Annotated in this window: 12 protein-coding genes; 8 read left to right on the top strand and 4 right to left on the bottom strand. The window is 62.8% G+C overall.

Annotation, left to right across the window (positions count from 1 at the left end; genetic code table 11):
* Window positions 1–365: 365 nt before the first annotated feature.
* From LIN44_RS22185 to LIN44_RS22170, 4 genes are all read right to left on the bottom strand, one after another.
* Window positions 366–950 (bottom strand): hypothetical protein, encoded by a 585-nt coding sequence (locus LIN44_RS22185; protein ID WP_227314442.1) that lies wholly within the window; start codon window positions 948–950, stop codon window positions 366–368.
* A gap of 483 nt (window positions 951–1,433) precedes the next feature.
* Window positions 1,434–1,970, bottom strand: coding sequence for a dihydrofolate reductase family protein (locus LIN44_RS22180; RefSeq protein WP_227314441.1), 537 nt, complete (start codon window positions 1,968–1,970; stop codon window positions 1,434–1,436).
* Window positions 1,971–2,187: 217 nt separating this feature from the next.
* Window positions 2,188–2,652 (bottom strand): YaiI/YqxD family protein, encoded by a 465-nt coding sequence (locus tag LIN44_RS22175; RefSeq protein WP_227314440.1) that lies wholly within the window; start codon window positions 2,650–2,652, stop codon window positions 2,188–2,190.
* Between the two features lie 99 nt (window positions 2,653–2,751).
* Window positions 2,752–3,774, bottom strand: a complete 1,023-nt coding sequence (locus LIN44_RS22170) for a class I fructose-bisphosphate aldolase (RefSeq protein WP_227314439.1) — start codon at window positions 3,772–3,774, stop codon at window positions 2,752–2,754.
* Window positions 3,775–4,058: 284 nt separating this feature from the next.
* Between LIN44_RS22170 and ilvD the strand changes: the two genes are divergently transcribed.
* From ilvD to LIN44_RS22130, 8 genes are all read left to right on the top strand, one after another.
* Complete coding sequence (ilvD, locus tag LIN44_RS22165) at window positions 4,059–5,918, top strand: dihydroxy-acid dehydratase (RefSeq protein ID WP_227314438.1); 1,860 nt, start codon at window positions 4,059–4,061, stop codon at window positions 5,916–5,918.
* A 92-nt stretch (window positions 5,919–6,010) separates the two neighbouring features.
* Window positions 6,011–7,380, top strand: a protein-coding gene (locus tag LIN44_RS22160) for an IS3 family transposase (RefSeq protein ID WP_227314337.1) whose coding sequence is annotated in 2 segments (ribosomal slippage) — window positions 6,011–6,494 and window positions 6,494–7,380 — 1,371 coding nt in all. Because the reading frame shifts where the segments join, the coding sequence is not laid out codon by codon here.
* Window positions 7,381–7,589: 209 nt separating this feature from the next.
* Window positions 7,590–10,499, top strand: coding sequence for a type VI secretion system Vgr family protein (locus tag LIN44_RS22155; protein WP_227316400.1), 2,910 nt, complete (start codon window positions 7,590–7,592; stop codon window positions 10,497–10,499).
* 16 nt (window positions 10,500–10,515) lie between these two features.
* Window positions 10,516–11,403 (top strand): DUF4123 domain-containing protein, encoded by an 888-nt coding sequence (locus tag LIN44_RS22150; protein WP_227314437.1) that lies wholly within the window; start codon window positions 10,516–10,518, stop codon window positions 11,401–11,403.
* Between the two features lie 74 nt (window positions 11,404–11,477).
* Window positions 11,478–12,050 carry a DUF3304 domain-containing protein gene (locus LIN44_RS22145; protein WP_227314436.1) on the top strand — a complete coding sequence of 191 codons (573 nt, stop codon included), beginning with the start codon at window positions 11,478–11,480 and terminating at the stop codon, window positions 12,048–12,050.
* Between the two features lie 171 nt (window positions 12,051–12,221).
* A complete protein-coding gene (locus tag LIN44_RS22140) occupies window positions 12,222–12,566 on the top strand; it encodes a hypothetical protein (RefSeq protein WP_227314435.1) in 345 nt (114 codons plus the stop codon).
* A gap of 188 nt (window positions 12,567–12,754) precedes the next feature.
* The gene (locus LIN44_RS22135; RefSeq protein ID WP_227314434.1) at window positions 12,755–13,327 is read left to right on the top strand and encodes a DUF3304 domain-containing protein; all 573 of its coding nucleotides are present in this window, start codon (window positions 12,755–12,757) and stop codon (window positions 13,325–13,327) included.
* Between the two features lie 65 nt (window positions 13,328–13,392).
* Window positions 13,393–15,912 carry a DUF2235 domain-containing protein gene (locus tag LIN44_RS22130; RefSeq protein ID WP_227314433.1) on the top strand — a complete coding sequence of 840 codons (2,520 nt, stop codon included), beginning with the start codon at window positions 13,393–13,395 and terminating at the stop codon, window positions 15,910–15,912.
* The last annotated feature ends 289 nt before the right edge of the window (window positions 15,913–16,201 follow it).

Here is a 16,201-nt window from a genome sequence, read left to right as displayed (position 1 = left end):
GCCGTTCAGGCCGACCCCGAGGCCAAGCCCATCCCGCTTCATCCCCAGCACCCGATGCGCGCGGCGCAGTGCGGCAAAGATACGCCGCCGCTGCGATGCGTGCATGCCCGAGACCCCAGAAACTGCAGGCAAGGTGTTGTCATGTGTCCTGCAGGCCTCGGCCCGGGACATTTTCTTGGTTTGCTGCATGGCGACGCGCTCCTTAGATGTGTTCGCCAACGACGACCGGCTCCGGTCCGCGCCAGAAAACGCGGACAAAAGCCCCCCGCTCCGGCACGAAGCCGGAGATCGATTCCTCTCAAACGTAAAGACGCCCGGCCTGGACCGGCCGGTGCGGTGTGCCGGTGGCGGCTACCCGGTCAGCGCTATTGGCTGGCCATGGCGCTTGCAACGGTGACGACGACGCAGGCGGAGCCGCTGGGAACCAGCAGTGCCTGACCCTGGTTGCCGCCCAGCGTGTAGAGCGGCGTTCCGGAAAGATCCGCGGTCAGCGCGCTGCCTTTGGGCAGCAGGCGCACGACGTCCCGGCATGACTGCGTGAAGGGCGCCACGCGTACCAGGTTGCCTTCGCAACCGGTGCGCGTCGGTGCGGTGAACACGATGCCCGCCGCCTTGCCCTGGTAGCCGGGCGCGTCATAAGCCAGGCCGGCCACGGCCTGCACGGCGTGGTCGTTAGGGGCGTTTTTCTGGGCCTGGGTGTTGGCGGTGAAGCGGGCGCCCTGCGTCAGGCTGTCGCCGAGTTGCGCGATCAGGCCGGCGCAGGATTTCACACCGAGCTGTGCGGCTTGACCCTGGAAGACAGTGACCGCGGGCCGTGGCTGGCCGGCTGGTGCGGTCGACTGTGCCCGCGCATCGGTGGTTGCCGCGGCAAGCGCGGTGACCATGGCGAGCACGAGGGCGGCCAGACCGCGGGCGGACGAGTGGCCAGGAATGCGGGGGGGCGCAAGCATTGTAGGTTTCCTTGTCGATGCAATACAGACCGGACGCATGGCGCTCTGCGGCGCTTGCCCGGGGCCTGTCTGGAGAGCACTGCGGGGATATCGTTTTGCCGAGTCCATCGCTTGTCACAGCCATAACTCGCCACGTCGTTACAACTATGTCTTAATGCATTATGTCCAATACATCACTCGCGACGCGATGATAGCTGCAACAATTAGAAAAAGGACAAGTCAACTGTAAACAAATGTAAGTGAACCGAAAGGCGTGCTTTCTGAACATGCATTTCGCACTCACCTTTTCCAGCAAAAAAAACGCACCAAATTGGTGTGTAGCGTGCAGCCGGGAGCATAAACGAGCCGCGTTGCGTCCGCAACTATGGGATTTTTAAGTGTGAATTAAGTAAATTCTTAATGCGCAACGCGGATGTATTATTGCGGAATTTGCAAATAATTGCTCTGCCGCCGAATCGCCGGCGCCAGCCGCTTCAGCGGGGCTCAGCGCAGCACCCGGTAAGACGACTGCACCAGCCCCGACGGGAAGTGACGGCTCGATTCCAGCACCAGGCTCACGTCGCACGGCAGCGCGCCGAACAATGTCCGGCCTGCCCCGATCAACACGGGCACAGTGGTGATCACCATGTCGGCAATCAAGCCTTCGCGAAGGAACGATTGAACCAGCTGGCCGCCATCGACATAGACGCGTTGCGCGCCTTCCGCCTCCAGTTGCGCTAGCGCGTCCGCCGGCGTGGCATCCAAGAACCGCACCTTGCCCTGCAACGGCTCGGGCACCGGCTTGCCGGCCAGTTGCCGGGACAGCACCAGCACCGGGCGGTCGTAAGCCCATTCGCCCATCGTGACGATTTTTTCGTAGCTGCCCCGGCCCATCACGATCGCGTCCTTGTCGGCGATGAAGTCGGTGTAGCCGTGGTCTTCGGCCGGATCATCCCGCTCCAGAAGCCAGCCGATGTCGCCATCGGGCCGGGCGATAAACCCGTCAAGACTGGTGGCAATGAAGACGTGTCCGGTGATCATCGTGGTTCCTTTCGTTCTGACCGCAGGGAGATGGAAGGGCAGTGGCTGTATCCGGAGACGGGCCTTGAACTGATGTTGCCCGTGGCTTTAGCCTTGACGATGCTTGCGCCGTCACGCTCGATGGACAGCTTCACGTCCGGCGGCACCGGGCTGCGTAGAAAGGTAACAACCCCCCTTGGCCGGAGGCGCATATCGCATTCCTGGGGGATGGCACGCTTCAGCAGGCCGCACCTGGCAACGCACGGCTTGTAAGGAATCGATCCAATTGGCCAGCGAACGCCTTGCCATCCTGTGCGGCGTACGGCGCCGGGCCGCCGGTATCGATGCCCGAACTGCGGAGCTGCTCCATCACCTCACGCATCGTCAGGCGCTCCTGGATATTCTCCAGGCTAAACCAGATGCCTCGCGGATCGAGCACGCAAGCGCCCTTGTCAAGGGCCGCGGCTGCAAGAGGTATGTCCGCCGTAATCACGAGGTCACCGCTGCTGACAAGTTCGACGATACGGTCATCGGCGGCATCGAAACCCGCCGGCACTTGCAGTGCCTTGATAAAGCGGGACGGCGGCGTGCGCAGATACTTGTTCGCTACCAGCGTGACGCACACTTCAACACGCTGCGCGGCCCGATACAAGATTTCCTTCACGACAACCGGGCAGGCGTCTGCGTCAACCAGTATTTGCATTGCGGTATTTCAGTTGGGAAGCGGACGCTCATATTACTGCTGCGCGCAGGGTGGGCGGCATGGCGCCTATGCCCATCGGCATAGGCGCATCGTGCCTGCTCAGCCGGCCGCCCCCTCGAGCGCCGCCTCATATTTCCCCACGCAAGCCAGGCCATTCAGCCTGGAGCGCAGCAGCAATGCCTGTTGCGCTTGCGCGGCGTTGGCAGCGTCGCCGCGCCAGGCCAGCAGCGGCGGCTCCTGCAGCGCGCGCCCATAAGAGAACGACAGCCGCCACGGCAGCGGGCCCAGCCGGTTCATGGCGTCGAGATTGACGGTGGCCTCGGCCGGGGTTTGTCCGCCGGAGAGGAAGAAAATGCCGGGGACCGCCGCCGGCACGGTCCGCTTGAGCACCTGCACGGTCTGCATGGCGACTTCAGACGGTGGCGCATGGCCGGCATCCTTGCCGGGCAGCACCATGCTGGGCTTGAGCAGCATGTGTTCCAGCGCCACGCCGTGGCGGTGCAGGGCATGGAACACTTCGTGCAGCACGGCCTCGGTCACCTGGGCGCAACGGGCCATGGTGTGGGCGCCATCCATCAGTACTTCCGGTTCGACAATCGGCACCACGCCGGCCTGCTGGCAGATCGCCGCGTAGCGCGCCAGCGCCTCGGCATTGGCCTGCACCGCGGCGAGCCCGGGCAGGGTGTCGGACACGTTGTAGACCGCGCGCCACTTGGCAAAGCGCGCGCCCTGTTGCCGGTAGCCGGCCAGACGCTTGCCCAGCCCGTCGAGGCCTTCGGTGATTTCGTCGCCGGGCGCGAGCGCCAGCGCGATCTTGCCCTTGTCGACCTTGATGCCCGGCACGATGCCCTGGCGCGCGGCCAGTTCCGGCAGCGGTGTGCCGTCGTCGGCGCGCTGGCCCAGCGTTTCCTCGTACAGGATCACGCCGCTGATGTACTCGCCCAGGCCAGGCGTGCCCAGGAGCAGGTTACGCCACGCGCGGCGGTTTTCCTCGCTCGATTCCACGCCGATGCGCTCGAAGCGCTTGGCAATGGTCGGGCCGCTCTCGTCGGCGGCCAGCAGGCCCTTGCCCGCTTGTGCCAGGGCGTCCACGGTGGCTTGCAGTTCGCTTGATGTATCCATGACGTTGCTCCGCGCAGGTGACATAAGCGCAAGCATTTCCCCGAAACGGCAATCGCGCAAGGGCATCGGGGGCCGCCGCCGCGCGCCCATGGTGGCCGCCCGAACATTGCGGCGGACTCTGCGGGCTCCGCCGGCGCCGTGCCGGCGGGATATCCCGCCCGGCCGGGTGTGGGATAATTGCGGCTTTGCCCACGGCGCAGCTCAAGAGGTTGATCGCACGGGCATGCCAGGGCCCTTATTCCCGCGGCCCGCTTCCTACCCGCGATACTTCTAAAAGCAAGACCATGCCCACATACCGTTCCAAAACCTCCACCGCCGGCCGCAACATGGCGGGGGCGCGCTCGCTGTGGCGCGCCACCGGCATGAAAGACGAAGATTTCTCCAAGCCCATCATCGCCGTGGTCAATTCCTTCACGCAGTTCGTGCCGGGGCACGTGCACCTGAAGGACCTGGGCCAGCTGGTCGCGCGCGAGATCGAGGCCGCGGGCGGCGTGGCCAAGGAGTTCAACACCATCGCGGTCGACGACGGCATCGCCATGGGCCATGACGGCATGCTGTATTCGCTGCCCAGCCGCGACATCATCGCCGACTCGGTCGAATACATGGTCAACGCGCACTGCGCCGATGCCATGGTGTGCATCTCCAACTGCGACAAGATCACCCCCGGCATGCTGATGGCCGCGATGCGCCTGAACATCCCGGTGATCTTCGTTTCCGGCGGGCCGATGGAAGCCGGCAAGACGCGTCTGGCCAACCCCGTCACCAAGGCCCTGGAGTTCAAGAAGCTGGACCTGGTCGACGCCATGGTGATCGCCGCCGACAGCGCGTATTCGGATGCCGACGTGGCCGAGGTGGAGCGTTCCGCCTGCCCGACCTGCGGCTCGTGCTCGGGCATGTTCACCGCCAATTCCATGAACTGCCTGACCGAAGCGCTGGGCCTGTCGCTGCCCGGCAACGGCACGGTGGTGGCCACGCACGCTGACCGCGAGCAGCTGTTCAAGCGCGCCGGCCGTCGCATCGTCGAACTGGCGCGCCAGTACTACGAGCAGGAAGACGCCCGCGTGCTGCCGCGCTCGGTGGGCTTCAAGGCGTTCGAGAACGCCATGACGCTGGACATCGCCATGGGCGGCTCCACCAACACCATCCTGCACCTGCTGGCGATCGCGCGCGAGGCGGAAATCGACTTCGACATGACCGACATCGACCGCCTGTCGCGCGTCGTACCGCAGTTGTGCAAGGTTGCGCCCAACACCAACAAGTACCACATCGAGGATGTGCACCGCGCCGGCGGCATCATGGCCATCCTGGGCGAGCTGGAGCGCGCCGGCAAGCTGCACACCGACGTGCCGACGGTGCACGCTCCTACGCTGAAGGATGCCCTGGCGCAGTGGGACATTACCCGCACCCAGGATGAGGCCGTCAAACAGTTCTACCTGGCCGGCCCGGCCGGCATTCCTACCCAGGTGGCATTCAGCCAGAACACGCGCTGGCCCAGCCTGGACCTGGACCGCGCCGAAGGCTGCATCCGCTCCTACGAGCACGCCTTCTCGAAGGAAGGCGGCCTGGCGGTGCTGACCGGCAACATCGCGCTCGACGGCTGCGTGGTGAAGACCGCCGGCGTCGACGAGAGCATCCTGGTGTTCGAGGGCACTGCCCACGTCACCGAATCGCAGGACGAAGCGGTCGACAACATCCTCAATGACAAGGTCAAGGCCGGCGACGTGGTGATCGTGCGCTACGAAGGCCCGAAGGGCGGCCCCGGCATGCAGGAGATGCTCTACCCCACCAGCTACATCAAGTCCAAGGGCCTGGGCAAGGCCTGCGCGCTGCTGACCGACGGCCGCTTCTCCGGCGGCACCTCGGGCCTGTCGATCGGCCACTGCTCGCCCGAGGCGGCAGCTGGCGGCGCCATCGGCCTGGTGCAAGACGGCGACAAGATCCGCATCGACATCCCCAACCGAACCATCAACGTGCTGGTCTCCGACGAGGAACTGGCACGCCGCCGCGAAGCACAGAACGCCAAGGGCTGGAAGCCAGCCAAGCCGCGCCCGCGCAAGGTGTCGGCGGCGCTGAAGGCATATGCCAAGCTGGTGATGTCGGCGGACAAGGGCGCGGTGCGGGATTTGTCGTTGCTGGATGACTGAGCTTGGGACGGACCGGAGGTCAGTGAAGCTGGAAAAGCCGCTCTTTGTGAACTGCACCCCAAAAGTTGGACACCAACTTTTGGGGTGTTTTCATGTATAGGTACACCGAGCAGTTCAGACTGTCGGTCATCAAGGAATATCTGCGCGGGCAGGTAGGAGCTGGTGCGCTTGCCAAGCGCCATGGAATAGACGACGGGACGGTGCGACGCTGGGTGGCAGCCTATCGGCTGCACGGTGAAGCCAGCCTGAGGCGCAGGTACAAGACCTACAGCGCCGAGTTCAAGCTCTCGGTGCTTGAGCGGATGCGCCGCCAAGGCTTGTCGCATCGGGAAGTGGCGGCACTGTACGACATTCGCAATATCGGCGCCATTGGTGTGTGGGAACGCCAGTATGATGCTGGGGGTTTAGAAGCTCTGACGCCTCGGCCTAAGGGGCGGCGGCCCAGCAAGATGCCACAACGGACTCCCAAGACAAAGCCATCGCGGTCTTCAGACGACCGTACGCGCACACGCGAGGAACTCCTTGAAGAGTTGAACTACCTGCGCATGGAGAACGCGTACCTAAAAAAGCTCGAAGCCTTGGTTCAAGCGAGCAAGACATCTGCGCAACCCAAAAGGCGCAAATAGTGCTTGAGCTGAGGCAGCAGTACCCATTGTCCGGTTTGCTGAGGGTGGCGGGGCTGGCGCGCAGCACCTTCTACTACCAGCAGGCAGTGCTCCAGGCGCAGGACAAGTATGCGGAGCTGAAAACGCGCATTCGCGAACTCTTCGCCCGACACATGGGTCGTTATGGCTACCGCCGCATCACAGCGGCGATCCGGCAAACCGGTACGGTCGTCAACCACAAGACGGTTCAGCGGCTCATGCACGAGATGGGATTGAAGTCGTTGGTCCGGCCGAAGAAATACCGATCCTACAAGGGCATGGTGGGTCGTGTCGCGCCCAACGTTCTGCAACGGCGATTCCACGCCAAACGCGCGAATCGGAAGTGGGTAACCGACGTGACCGAGTTCAACGTGGCCGGCGAGAAGCTCTACCTTTCCCCGGTGCTGGACCTGTACAACGGCGAGATCATCGCCTACGAGACTGCCCGCAGGCCCGCCTTTGAGATGGTGAGGAATATGCTGAAGAAGGCGTTCCGCCGCCTCGGCCCGAAGGATCGACCCGTACTGCATTCCGATCAGGGCTGGCAGTATCAGATGCCGGCCTATCAGCGAATGCTCAAAAAGCGCAGCGTCCGTCCCAGCATGTCGCGCAAGGGCAATTGTCTGGACAACGCCGCCATGGAAAGCTTCTTCGGCACCCTGAAGTCCGAATTCTTCTACCTGAACAAATTCGCCAGCGTCGAGAAACTACAGCAAGGCCTGGCCCAATACATTCACTACTACAATCACGACCGCATCAAACTCAAACTAAAAGGGCTGAGTCCCGTGAAGTACAGGACTCAGCCCTCTCAAGCCTAGCCAATCACTGTCCAACTTTTTGGGGTCAGTTCATTTGGAGCGGTTTTTTTTTGGGGGGGCTGAAGGAACCCCACCAGCCCGTATGACGATTTCTTAATTTGATAAAAATAGATGTAAATAGTATTTAATGCATTTCTGATGGACTTCCGTACCGTTTCGGGGCAGATTTGCAGGTTTCGGTGATTGCGCTGCGCCTGGTTGTACGGGAAATGGATCTAGCCACGCTCTGTCAGCATCTTTTTTCATCGCACCATCGCCTGTACAGGCTGGACGGCGGCTCGCCGGTCGAGGACCTTGCCGTCGAAGCATGGATCGGCCGCGAAGGTGTCTCGATGCTTGCGGAATCGCGCATCATCGCGCTCAGCGCCAATGCCGGCATCCCGCTCGACAGCATGCTTGGACAGCGAGTCACGCTGCTTACCGCACTCGCGGGCGGCGGGCAGTCGCGTCGTACCGGCCTGGTCCGGCAAGCCGAAAAGCTCGGTGCCGACGGCAGCCTGGCGCGCTATCGGCTGACCGTGGTGCCGTGGCTGTGGCTGACCACGCAGCAGCGCAACAGCCAGGTCTTTCAGAACCGCCGCCTCGACAGCATCATCGAGGCAATCATGCAGCCATATTCGCCGTATGCGCAGTGGCGCTATGCCGCCGGCGCCGAGGCACGCATCGCGGCAATCGGCGAGCGCGCCTACGTCGCGCAATTCCGCGAGACCGACTACCAGTTCCTGTCGCGCCTGCTGGCCGAGGCCGGGTTGGGCTACACCGTGGTGGAAGACGACGAAGCGGCCGGTGGCCACACTGTGGTGATCTTTGCCGACAGCGCGCAACTGCCGGAAGACGCCGAATCGGCGGATGGCCGCGGCATCCGTTTCCACCGTGCGCATAGCCAGGAAGCCCGGGACGCGATCCAGCAACTGGCTTGCGAAACCTGGGTGGGCGTGGGAGGCGTGGCCGTGTCCGCGTGGGACGCAGAAGCCAAACGCACGATCCGGGCTCACGCCCCCGCGCGCTTCGCTGGCCATGTGAACCGAACCGCCGGTCCCGATCCTTATCTGTCGGTGAGCCTCTCGCTGGCGCCGGACGCAGCCAACGCCCAGCGGGTCGCCGAGCAGGTCATGGAAGCGATCGAAGTCCGGTCGCTGCGCTTCACCGGCCGCGCCTCGGTGCGTTCGCTGCGTAGCGGCACCCGGTTGACCGTCAATGGCTGCCCGCACCTGCCCCCGCTGGATGACGATGCCGAAGGTTATCCGCTGTTGCTTGATGCCGTCGAGCACTGCGGCATCAATAACCTCGCGGCCGACACGCGTGCGGCGCTCGCAGACCGGTTGGGGCCGCTGGAGGCGGCACTGTGCTTCGACACACCGCCACCGGCGCCCGATATTGCCGAACTCACGCTTGGCTTGCCAGTTACCTTCCCGGTTTGCGAAGTTGACCGGCTCTGCCCTACCTCAGCCCTGAAAGCCGCGGCGCAACAGCAGGGCTACGCGTGCCTGTTCCGCGCCTACGATGCGCGGCGGCCATGGCGCCCCCGTGTGCTAGGCGCCGATTGTCCGCGCCTCTATAGCCGATCCACCCCGCTGGGCGTGCATACCGCGATCGTGGTCGGCCCGGAGGGACAGACGCAGCCGGACGGCAACGCCGAACACCACGCCAGCCCGCGCGGCCAGATCCGCGTGCGCTTCCCGTGGCAGCGCGGCGAGCGCGCCGACGACCGCAGCAGCCGCTGGGTACGCGTGGCGCAGCGGCAAGCCGGTGCGGGCATGGGCTGGCAATGGCTGCCGCGCATCGGCCAGGAGGTGCTGGTCAAGTTTGCGGACAACGATATCGACCAGCCGTTCGTAATCGGCGCGCTGTACAACGGCCAGGGCGAAGCCGGCATCGCACCCACGCCGGGCTGCAAGTCGATGGCCCGCACCACGTTCTCGCAGCCGTATGACGCCAGCGGCCTCTATGCGATGGGCTCCGACAGCCAGCCGAGCGCACAGGGCAACCTCGCCGGCGGCAACAGCCCGGCATGGCACGGCATGGGTGCCGATCCGGAAGGCCACCGCAACGACGCCGCGCTGACCGGGTTCAAGAGCCAGGAGCATGGCGGCAAGGGCTACAACCAGCTGGTGTTCGACGACACCGACGACCAGCTGCGCACGCAACTCGCCACCACCGAACAAGCCACCCAGCTCAATCTGGGCCATGTGATCCACCAGCAAGACAATCGCCGCGGCAGCTTCCGGGGGCAAGGGTTCGAGCTGCGCACCGACGGCTACGTGGCGATACGCGGCCACGCCGGGCTATTGCTGACGACCTATCGCGATGCCGTCACGGGCCGCGTGCTGCCGACCGGTGACAACGCTGCGGGCATCGCACTGTTGCGGCAGGAGGGGGATCTGGTCAGGACGCTGAGCGACGGCGCGACCACGCACCAGACCCAGGCACTGTCTACTGGCAAGGATGACGCGGCGCCGCTGGCGAAACAAGTCAAGGCGGCAGCCGGCATGGTTGATGGGCAATCCCTCGATGCCGCCAAAGGCGACGCGGCCAGCGGCAGTACCAGCACGCCAGGCAAGGTACCGCACCAGGGCGAGCCGATGCTCCACCTCAACGGCAGGGCTGGCGTGGCTGTGGTGGCTGGACAGGACTTGCAGCTCGCCAATGGGGAAAGCGTCGTGCTGGCCAGCGGGCAGGACAACAACGTCGCCGTCGCTGGGCAAGCGCGGGTACACGCGGGGCATGCAATCGGCGTTGCGGCGGGATTGTCTTCGCCCGGAGAGAACAACATCGGCCTGCAATTGACGGCGGGACAGGATGATATCGATCTCCAGGCGCAGCATGACCTGCTGAAGCTGGCGGCGCGCGAGGACCTGACGATCGTCTCGGCGAATATGAATGTGGATTTTGCCGCGGCGAAGCGCATTCGCGTTGCGACCGCCGGCGGGGCTGCCATCACGATGGAAGGCGGCAACATTACCGTCGAGTGCCCCGGACCGATCACCTACAAAGCGGCGAAGAGAACGTTCGAGGGGGCGGAGAGCACACCCTATTCGTTGCCGCAGTTTCCGCAGACGGTATGTCTCGATTGCCTTCTCAAAGCGGCGGCCGCCGGCATGCCGCTCGCAATCGTATAGACCCTCAGAGGCGCCTATGTATTTCGCAATCGAGTCGCGAGATCCGGAGACATGGCTTGACGGCCTGTTGCAACGCATCGAAAGCACCGCGGATGTCCACTGGTCTGCCCTCGTTGATGGCGCGTTCGATCACGGCGCGAAGCCCTTCGCGGCGCCAGTCCCGCGCCACCCTTTGTACGGCGAGACCGGCGCCCTGCGCGATCTTCTGTCGGCCTCCCCCTACCTGTTGCCGTTGGACGGCCTCGCCACCGATGAACGGCGTGCCATGATTTCGGCGCTGGGCAAGCACTGCCAAGGCAGGCCGATGCTGAGCTTTGTGGCCTCATGGCAATCGCCTCTGCACCTGGCGCAGCTATGGCAGCCCTGCCTGCAGCCGGTCGTCGAAGGCGATGACACACGCTTCCTGTTGCGCTTCGGCGACACACGGGTGCTGTCCACCCTGCCTGTGGCCCTCAGCCCAGCAACGTGGGCACAGCTGACGGCCCCCGTTGCGCAGTGGCACCTTATGAACCGGGAAGGTTTGCTCGAACCACTGTCGCTAAGCGAGATCAGGACCGAACCCGAGGCACACCGGGCCGAAGCGTTGACGATCTCGCAGGGCGAACTTGACAGGATGGTGGAAGCGGCGATGCCGGACGCCTTGATGGACTCCCTCTATCGCCAATCTCCCGACATCCTGCCCGCAACCGGAAAGGCCCAAGCGCATCGGCGCGTCGCACAAGCCTATGCGCTCGCCAAGGTGCATCGGGTGGAGGCTATGCATGACATTCTGCTACTGGCTTCGCATGCGCTGTCGAGGGGAGAATCCGGCCTGCAGTCGCCAGCGCTTCAGCAACGATTGGGTGAGTCACACAGGCAGCCGGAAGCGCTCCGCGAATATTTGCTCGCGGGGGCATGCTTGTGACGGCGTTCGTGAAAGCAAACGCCCTTGGCAGGGCTCGGCGCCATGGCATCATGCTGGCGCATAAGGGATGACCAATGATGACCACAAAGACGATCCGATGCTCGTTTGTTGTACTTCTGGCCGCTACGTTGTTCGGCATGGCCGCCTGCGGCAAAGCTGAGCCGCCGCCTGCAGCTATCGAGGACGATACGCTTGGCGGCCAGATCGGGGTGCTTAACTACACCGATGTGCCAATCGGCGTCGTGTACGTCAACGGCCAATGGGCTGGGGGGATGGTGGCGAACGCTGGCGGCACCAGTTGGACTGGAGGAATCTCCGTACCTAAACACTGGGACCCAAACTTCAAGGTCACGATCAAGTGGAGTGACGACGAACTGTTTGAGAAGGACGAGAAGGCGCTCTATACCAAGGAAGTATCAGTCGAAAAGTATCCGCCCGAAGACGCCTCTTTCTTCTACGTTGCCTTCTACCCACACCAAGAGGTCAAGCTATACCTGACGAAATGGGGGCCCGGGGCTGAGAAAGATCCTTACCGTCTTGAAGATCCCAAAGAGGCCTGTATCAAACGCCGAGCCCCGCAAGACCGGCGTCTATGCTATCGGCCCGAACTGCGCGATCCCCCTGAAAGACCCGAGCGAGGTTGGTAGGTAAACATTTGGCCTGCCTCAGCATCGCAGCGCCCAAAGCAACGTCGCGATGCCTTTTGACCAGTTCGACATCCACCCAAGACAATCCGATGTTGAAGCTCTACCACTTTCGAAGCTGTTCAACCTCAAGATGCGGAGCCTGCGAGGAAGACCTCCGAAGGATAATCGAAAATGGGCCGTGATACGTGGATCATCGCGGGCATCAGCGTTGCCTGGATCGGTCTCGCTTGCGCCGGATACTGGTTCTTGGGAAATGGTGCGGAAAATTTCGAGAGGGCATCGGAACTCACTCGCATTGATGGCTACATCACCCAATACGAAGCAGCCAAACGAGATGACAAGAAAGATCTAGCATGCATGCTCGCGATGACTATCGAAATGTCATACATCTATATCAGGGAGAGAGAGCCGCGTGAGCATTGGCGTGACGTTGTGCAGGAGGAATGCACCGGATTGGCCGGGAAGCCTTTTGACGCTGACAAGACCGTCCATGACGACAACACGGTCTCAAAGTAAAGGGTTTCACGCGGGCCAACGTCACTCATGCCTTAGTCGCCATGACTCACAGAAAAGGGCCATCAATTTCTCACAGAAGCACTGCGCGAGGATTTTTGGGGGGCATGCTTGTGACGGCGTTCGTGAAAGCAATCGCCCTTGGCAGGGCTCGGCGCCATGGCCTCATGCTGGCGCATAAGGGATAACCAATGATGACCACAAGGATGATCCGAGGCTCGTTTGTTGTACTTCTGGCCGCTACGTTGTTCGGCATGGCCGCGTGCGGCAAAGCTGAGCCGCCGCCTGCAGCCGTCGAGGACGATACGCTTGGCGGCCAGATCGGGGTGCTCAACTACACCGATGTGCCAATCGGCGTCGTGTACGTCAACGGCCAATGGGCTGGAGGGATGGTAGCTAACGCGGGTGGGACCAAATGGATTGGCGGGATTTCGGTTCCCAAACACTGGGACCCAAACTTCAAGGTCACGATCAAGTGGAGTGACGACGAGCTGTTCGCGAAGGACGAGAAGGCGCTTTATACCAAGGAAGTTCCCGTCGAAAAGTACTCGACGGAGGATGCCGCCTATTTCTACGTAGCCATTTTCCCTAATCAAGAGGTAAAGCTGTACTTGACCAGGTGGCTGCCCGGTGCCAAGGATGATCCCGCCAAATTGGAGGATCCCAAGGAAGCGTGCCTGAAGCGCCGTGCCCCGCAGGACCGGCGTCTATGCTATCGACCCGAATTGCGCGATCCGCCGGAAAGCCTCGAACAGAGCCGGTAGGAGATTTCTTGCCTGCCTCAGTCGCTTCAGTCTCATACCGCCAATTCCGCTAGACTGCAGAAGCCATGACCGTCATCAAGTTTGCGCCCCAATGCCCGGCTAAGCCATTTGAACTTTCGCCGCAAGAAAGATATCGCCAATACACCGGATTGGATGTCTGCCTCGACGCACCGCCCCCATGTGAAGAGGATTTGCACTTCGGATTTTTCTTCGACGGCACACGAAACAATGCGGACAACGACCGGCCGCGCAGCGCTCATAGCAACGTCGCGCGCCTCGTTGATCTGTTCGAAGTTGAGCCTAAGCAGGCCGAACTGAAACGGTATAGGTTTGCGACTTACGCCGCTGGCGTGGGTACTCCGTTCTACAAGGAAGTGGGAGATGTGGGCATTGGTATTCAAGCAGTCGCCGGCGCTGCTGCAGGTTGGGGTGGCGAGGCGCGCATCAATTGGGCTCTGCTGCAAATCCACAACCACCTGCACGCCCATTACCATAATCAAGCCATGACAGGGCGATCTGCAGACCGCGACCTCGTCAAGCAGATGAGCGCCGACCTGAACGCCCCCGAGATTCGAATTCCAGGCCTCGGCGACAGCAGCGCCATCGAGCGCGAGCTGAACGGCAAATACCGCGCCAAGGGAGAGTTCGATCGCCAGCTGCGTGCCCGCGTCGGCACGCTCGCCTCGCTGACCGCCGTAGCACGAACCAACTGGCGCGAGGTCAATACCAAGGGCCGCAGGCGCGTGCTCAACGAACGCAAGGCGGCGCTGGCCAGGGTTCTGGGTAATCTGCCCCGGGACCGCAAGCCGATCATCAAGCGCATTCGTTTGCACGTGTTCGGCTTCTCGCGCGGTGCGGCGCAGGCTCGCGTGTTCTGCAACTGGCTGCGCGATGCGTGCGACGCCAATGGAGACAAGCTCAGCCTATGCGGCATCCCGGTCCAGATTGACTTTCTGGGGCTGTTCGACACCGTGGCTTCTGCTGGCATCGCGCAGAGCATGATGGAGACCATGGCGTCCGGACATGGCGCGTGGGCGCAGAAGCGCTGGCTGCGCATTCCGGGCCCCGACCTGGTCAAACGTTGCGTGCATCTGGTATCGAGCCATGAGGTGCGTGGCTCCTTTCCCCTGGACAGCGCGCAAGGCGGCAACGTGGAGGAATTCGTCTATCCGGGTGTCCACTCGGATCTCGGCGGAGGCTATGAGCCCGGCGAACAGGGACGCGGCTGCCGCGCCGACGGGACACCCGACGACAGCGCCAAGCTGTCCCAGATTCCATTGGCGCATATGTACCGGGAGGCTGTCATTGCCGGTGTGCCCCTGATGAGCCCGGCATCTGCGCCAGCCGAGCTAAGGAAGCAGTTTGGGGTCGACCGCGACCTCATCGCAGCGTTCAACGCTTACCGAGACGCCACCGCGACTTCAGGGCTCGTGCCAGACACCACGCCGGAGCTGATCCGGCACCATTACAGCTACTTCCTGCGCTGGCGCCATCGCTGGCTGGGAAAAGTGGCAACCATGCCCAGCGTCCAACGCGCGCCAAGGAACGACCGCACGGATCTGATCAAAGCCGATGCCGAGCTGGCCGAAGAACTCAAATGGGTTCAACGCTACGCCAGTTACGACAATCTGGTGCCGAGCTGGGCCCGCGGCAGTTACACCGGCTGGCTGATGGAAGGCGCAAAATGGCTGCTAGAGAACGAGCTCACGAAGCTCGGTGCGATGATGGCTGCCGGTGCTGGTGCCGGTGCGCGCCCCGCCGTGCAGGCGGCGGTGCCCGAAGCGCCGGGCGGGCCGATCGCCTGGATGCCGGCCTCGGGCGTCGTACAAGGCGCCGCCATGTTTTATCAGGCCAGGAAGGCGCTCGGCATCAAGTTCGACAGCTGGAATGAGGTCAAGGATGCCTGGAACAACACCGATGTCGCAGCGGCCGTCGATGCCTTCTTCTCGCGCCATGTGCATGACTCCCGCGCCTGGTTCAAGCCCATGGGTGACGACGACGATGTCTGGTACCGCAAGCAGCAGGACAAGCTCGATGCGGCCGCCGCAAAGGCCGCCTCCAAAGACGCTGCGCCGGCGGTGATCGGACCGATGACCGCCAAGGTGGGCGTCGTCCTGCCACCACCGCCATTGAGTGCCGCGGAAAAGGCGATGCTGGATACACATGGCCGCCTCAAACGTCAACGCGAAGCCAAGGGCCAGTCGGTCGACGAAGCCCTGAAGGATCCGGCCTACACCGATCAGCTGCCGCAACAGGCCAGTGGACGCGAGTTCTGGGAGATGTGGGGCTATCTGCGATGGCGTACGGTCTACGACGATAAGTATATGGACTATCGCGCCGGCTATCCGGAACTGGCTGGCCTTGACGCCATCGCGCTGAAAAGGCGGATGAAGGAGCTTGATCGAAAATTGGAGCAAGCGCGCGTCCGTTCCGAGGTGGCTGGCAAAGCGCTGAACGGCTACGCCAGCAGCGGATCGATACCGCAAGATCTGTATATCGAGAACGCTGAGCTTTGGCGCGTCATGGCTGCGACGGAAGCGGAGATGGCGGCGATCACGGCGTTCATGGAGGAGCAGGAGTATTAGGTTTGGCCCCGCTTATGCTCACGGCGGGAACAATCGCTCGATCGTGCGATATCTATCTGCGGACCTTACATCCTACCGGCGGCCAGTTTGCCACCATACTTGATGGCACCGAGGGCGACACCATGTTTAGCCTCCTGCTCGACACAGCGAATGAATGTTCGTGTCGAACAAAGGGGGAACTTCCACGCAACGATGAGGGGTCATAGCGATCGCGCCACGAAGCTGGAAGTCTTGCCATCAGCCCGTAAACACGGTGAACTTACGGGAACCATGTGCATGCGGGCGATAG

Source organism: Cupriavidus sp. MP-37 (assembly GCF_020618415.1).
Lineage (GTDB): Bacteria > Pseudomonadota > Gammaproteobacteria > Burkholderiales > Burkholderiaceae > Cupriavidus.
This window is presented reverse-complemented; position numbering and strand designations above follow the sequence as displayed.

Excerpts from the sequence above, each read along its gene's own strand:
- LIN44_RS22185 (WP_227314442.1), bottom strand. The coding sequence starts at position 950 with ATGCTTGCGCCCCCCCGCATTCCTGGCCACTCGTCCGCCCGCGGTCTG.
- LIN44_RS22180 (WP_227314441.1), bottom strand. The coding sequence starts at position 1,970 with ATGATCACCGGACACGTCTTCATTGCCACCAGTCTTGACGGGTTTATC.
- LIN44_RS22175 (WP_227314440.1), bottom strand. The coding sequence starts at position 2,652 with ATGCAAATACTGGTTGACGCAGACGCCTGCCCGGTTGTCGTGAAGGAA.
- LIN44_RS22170 (WP_227314439.1), bottom strand. The coding sequence starts at position 3,774 with ATGGATACATCAAGCGAACTGCAAGCCACCGTGGACGCCCTGGCACAA.
- ilvD (WP_227314438.1), top strand. The coding sequence starts at position 4,059 with ATGCCCACATACCGTTCCAAAACCTCCACCGCCGGCCGCAACATGGCG.
- LIN44_RS22155 (WP_227316400.1), top strand. The coding sequence starts at position 7,590 with ATGGATCTAGCCACGCTCTGTCAGCATCTTTTTTCATCGCACCATCGC.
- LIN44_RS22150 (WP_227314437.1), top strand. The coding sequence starts at position 10,516 with ATGTATTTCGCAATCGAGTCGCGAGATCCGGAGACATGGCTTGACGGC.
- LIN44_RS22145 (WP_227314436.1), top strand. The coding sequence starts at position 11,478 with ATGATGACCACAAAGACGATCCGATGCTCGTTTGTTGTACTTCTGGCC.
- LIN44_RS22140 (WP_227314435.1), top strand. The coding sequence starts at position 12,222 with ATGGGCCGTGATACGTGGATCATCGCGGGCATCAGCGTTGCCTGGATC.
- LIN44_RS22135 (WP_227314434.1), top strand. The coding sequence starts at position 12,755 with ATGATGACCACAAGGATGATCCGAGGCTCGTTTGTTGTACTTCTGGCC.
- LIN44_RS22130 (WP_227314433.1), top strand. The coding sequence starts at position 13,393 with ATGACCGTCATCAAGTTTGCGCCCCAATGCCCGGCTAAGCCATTTGAA.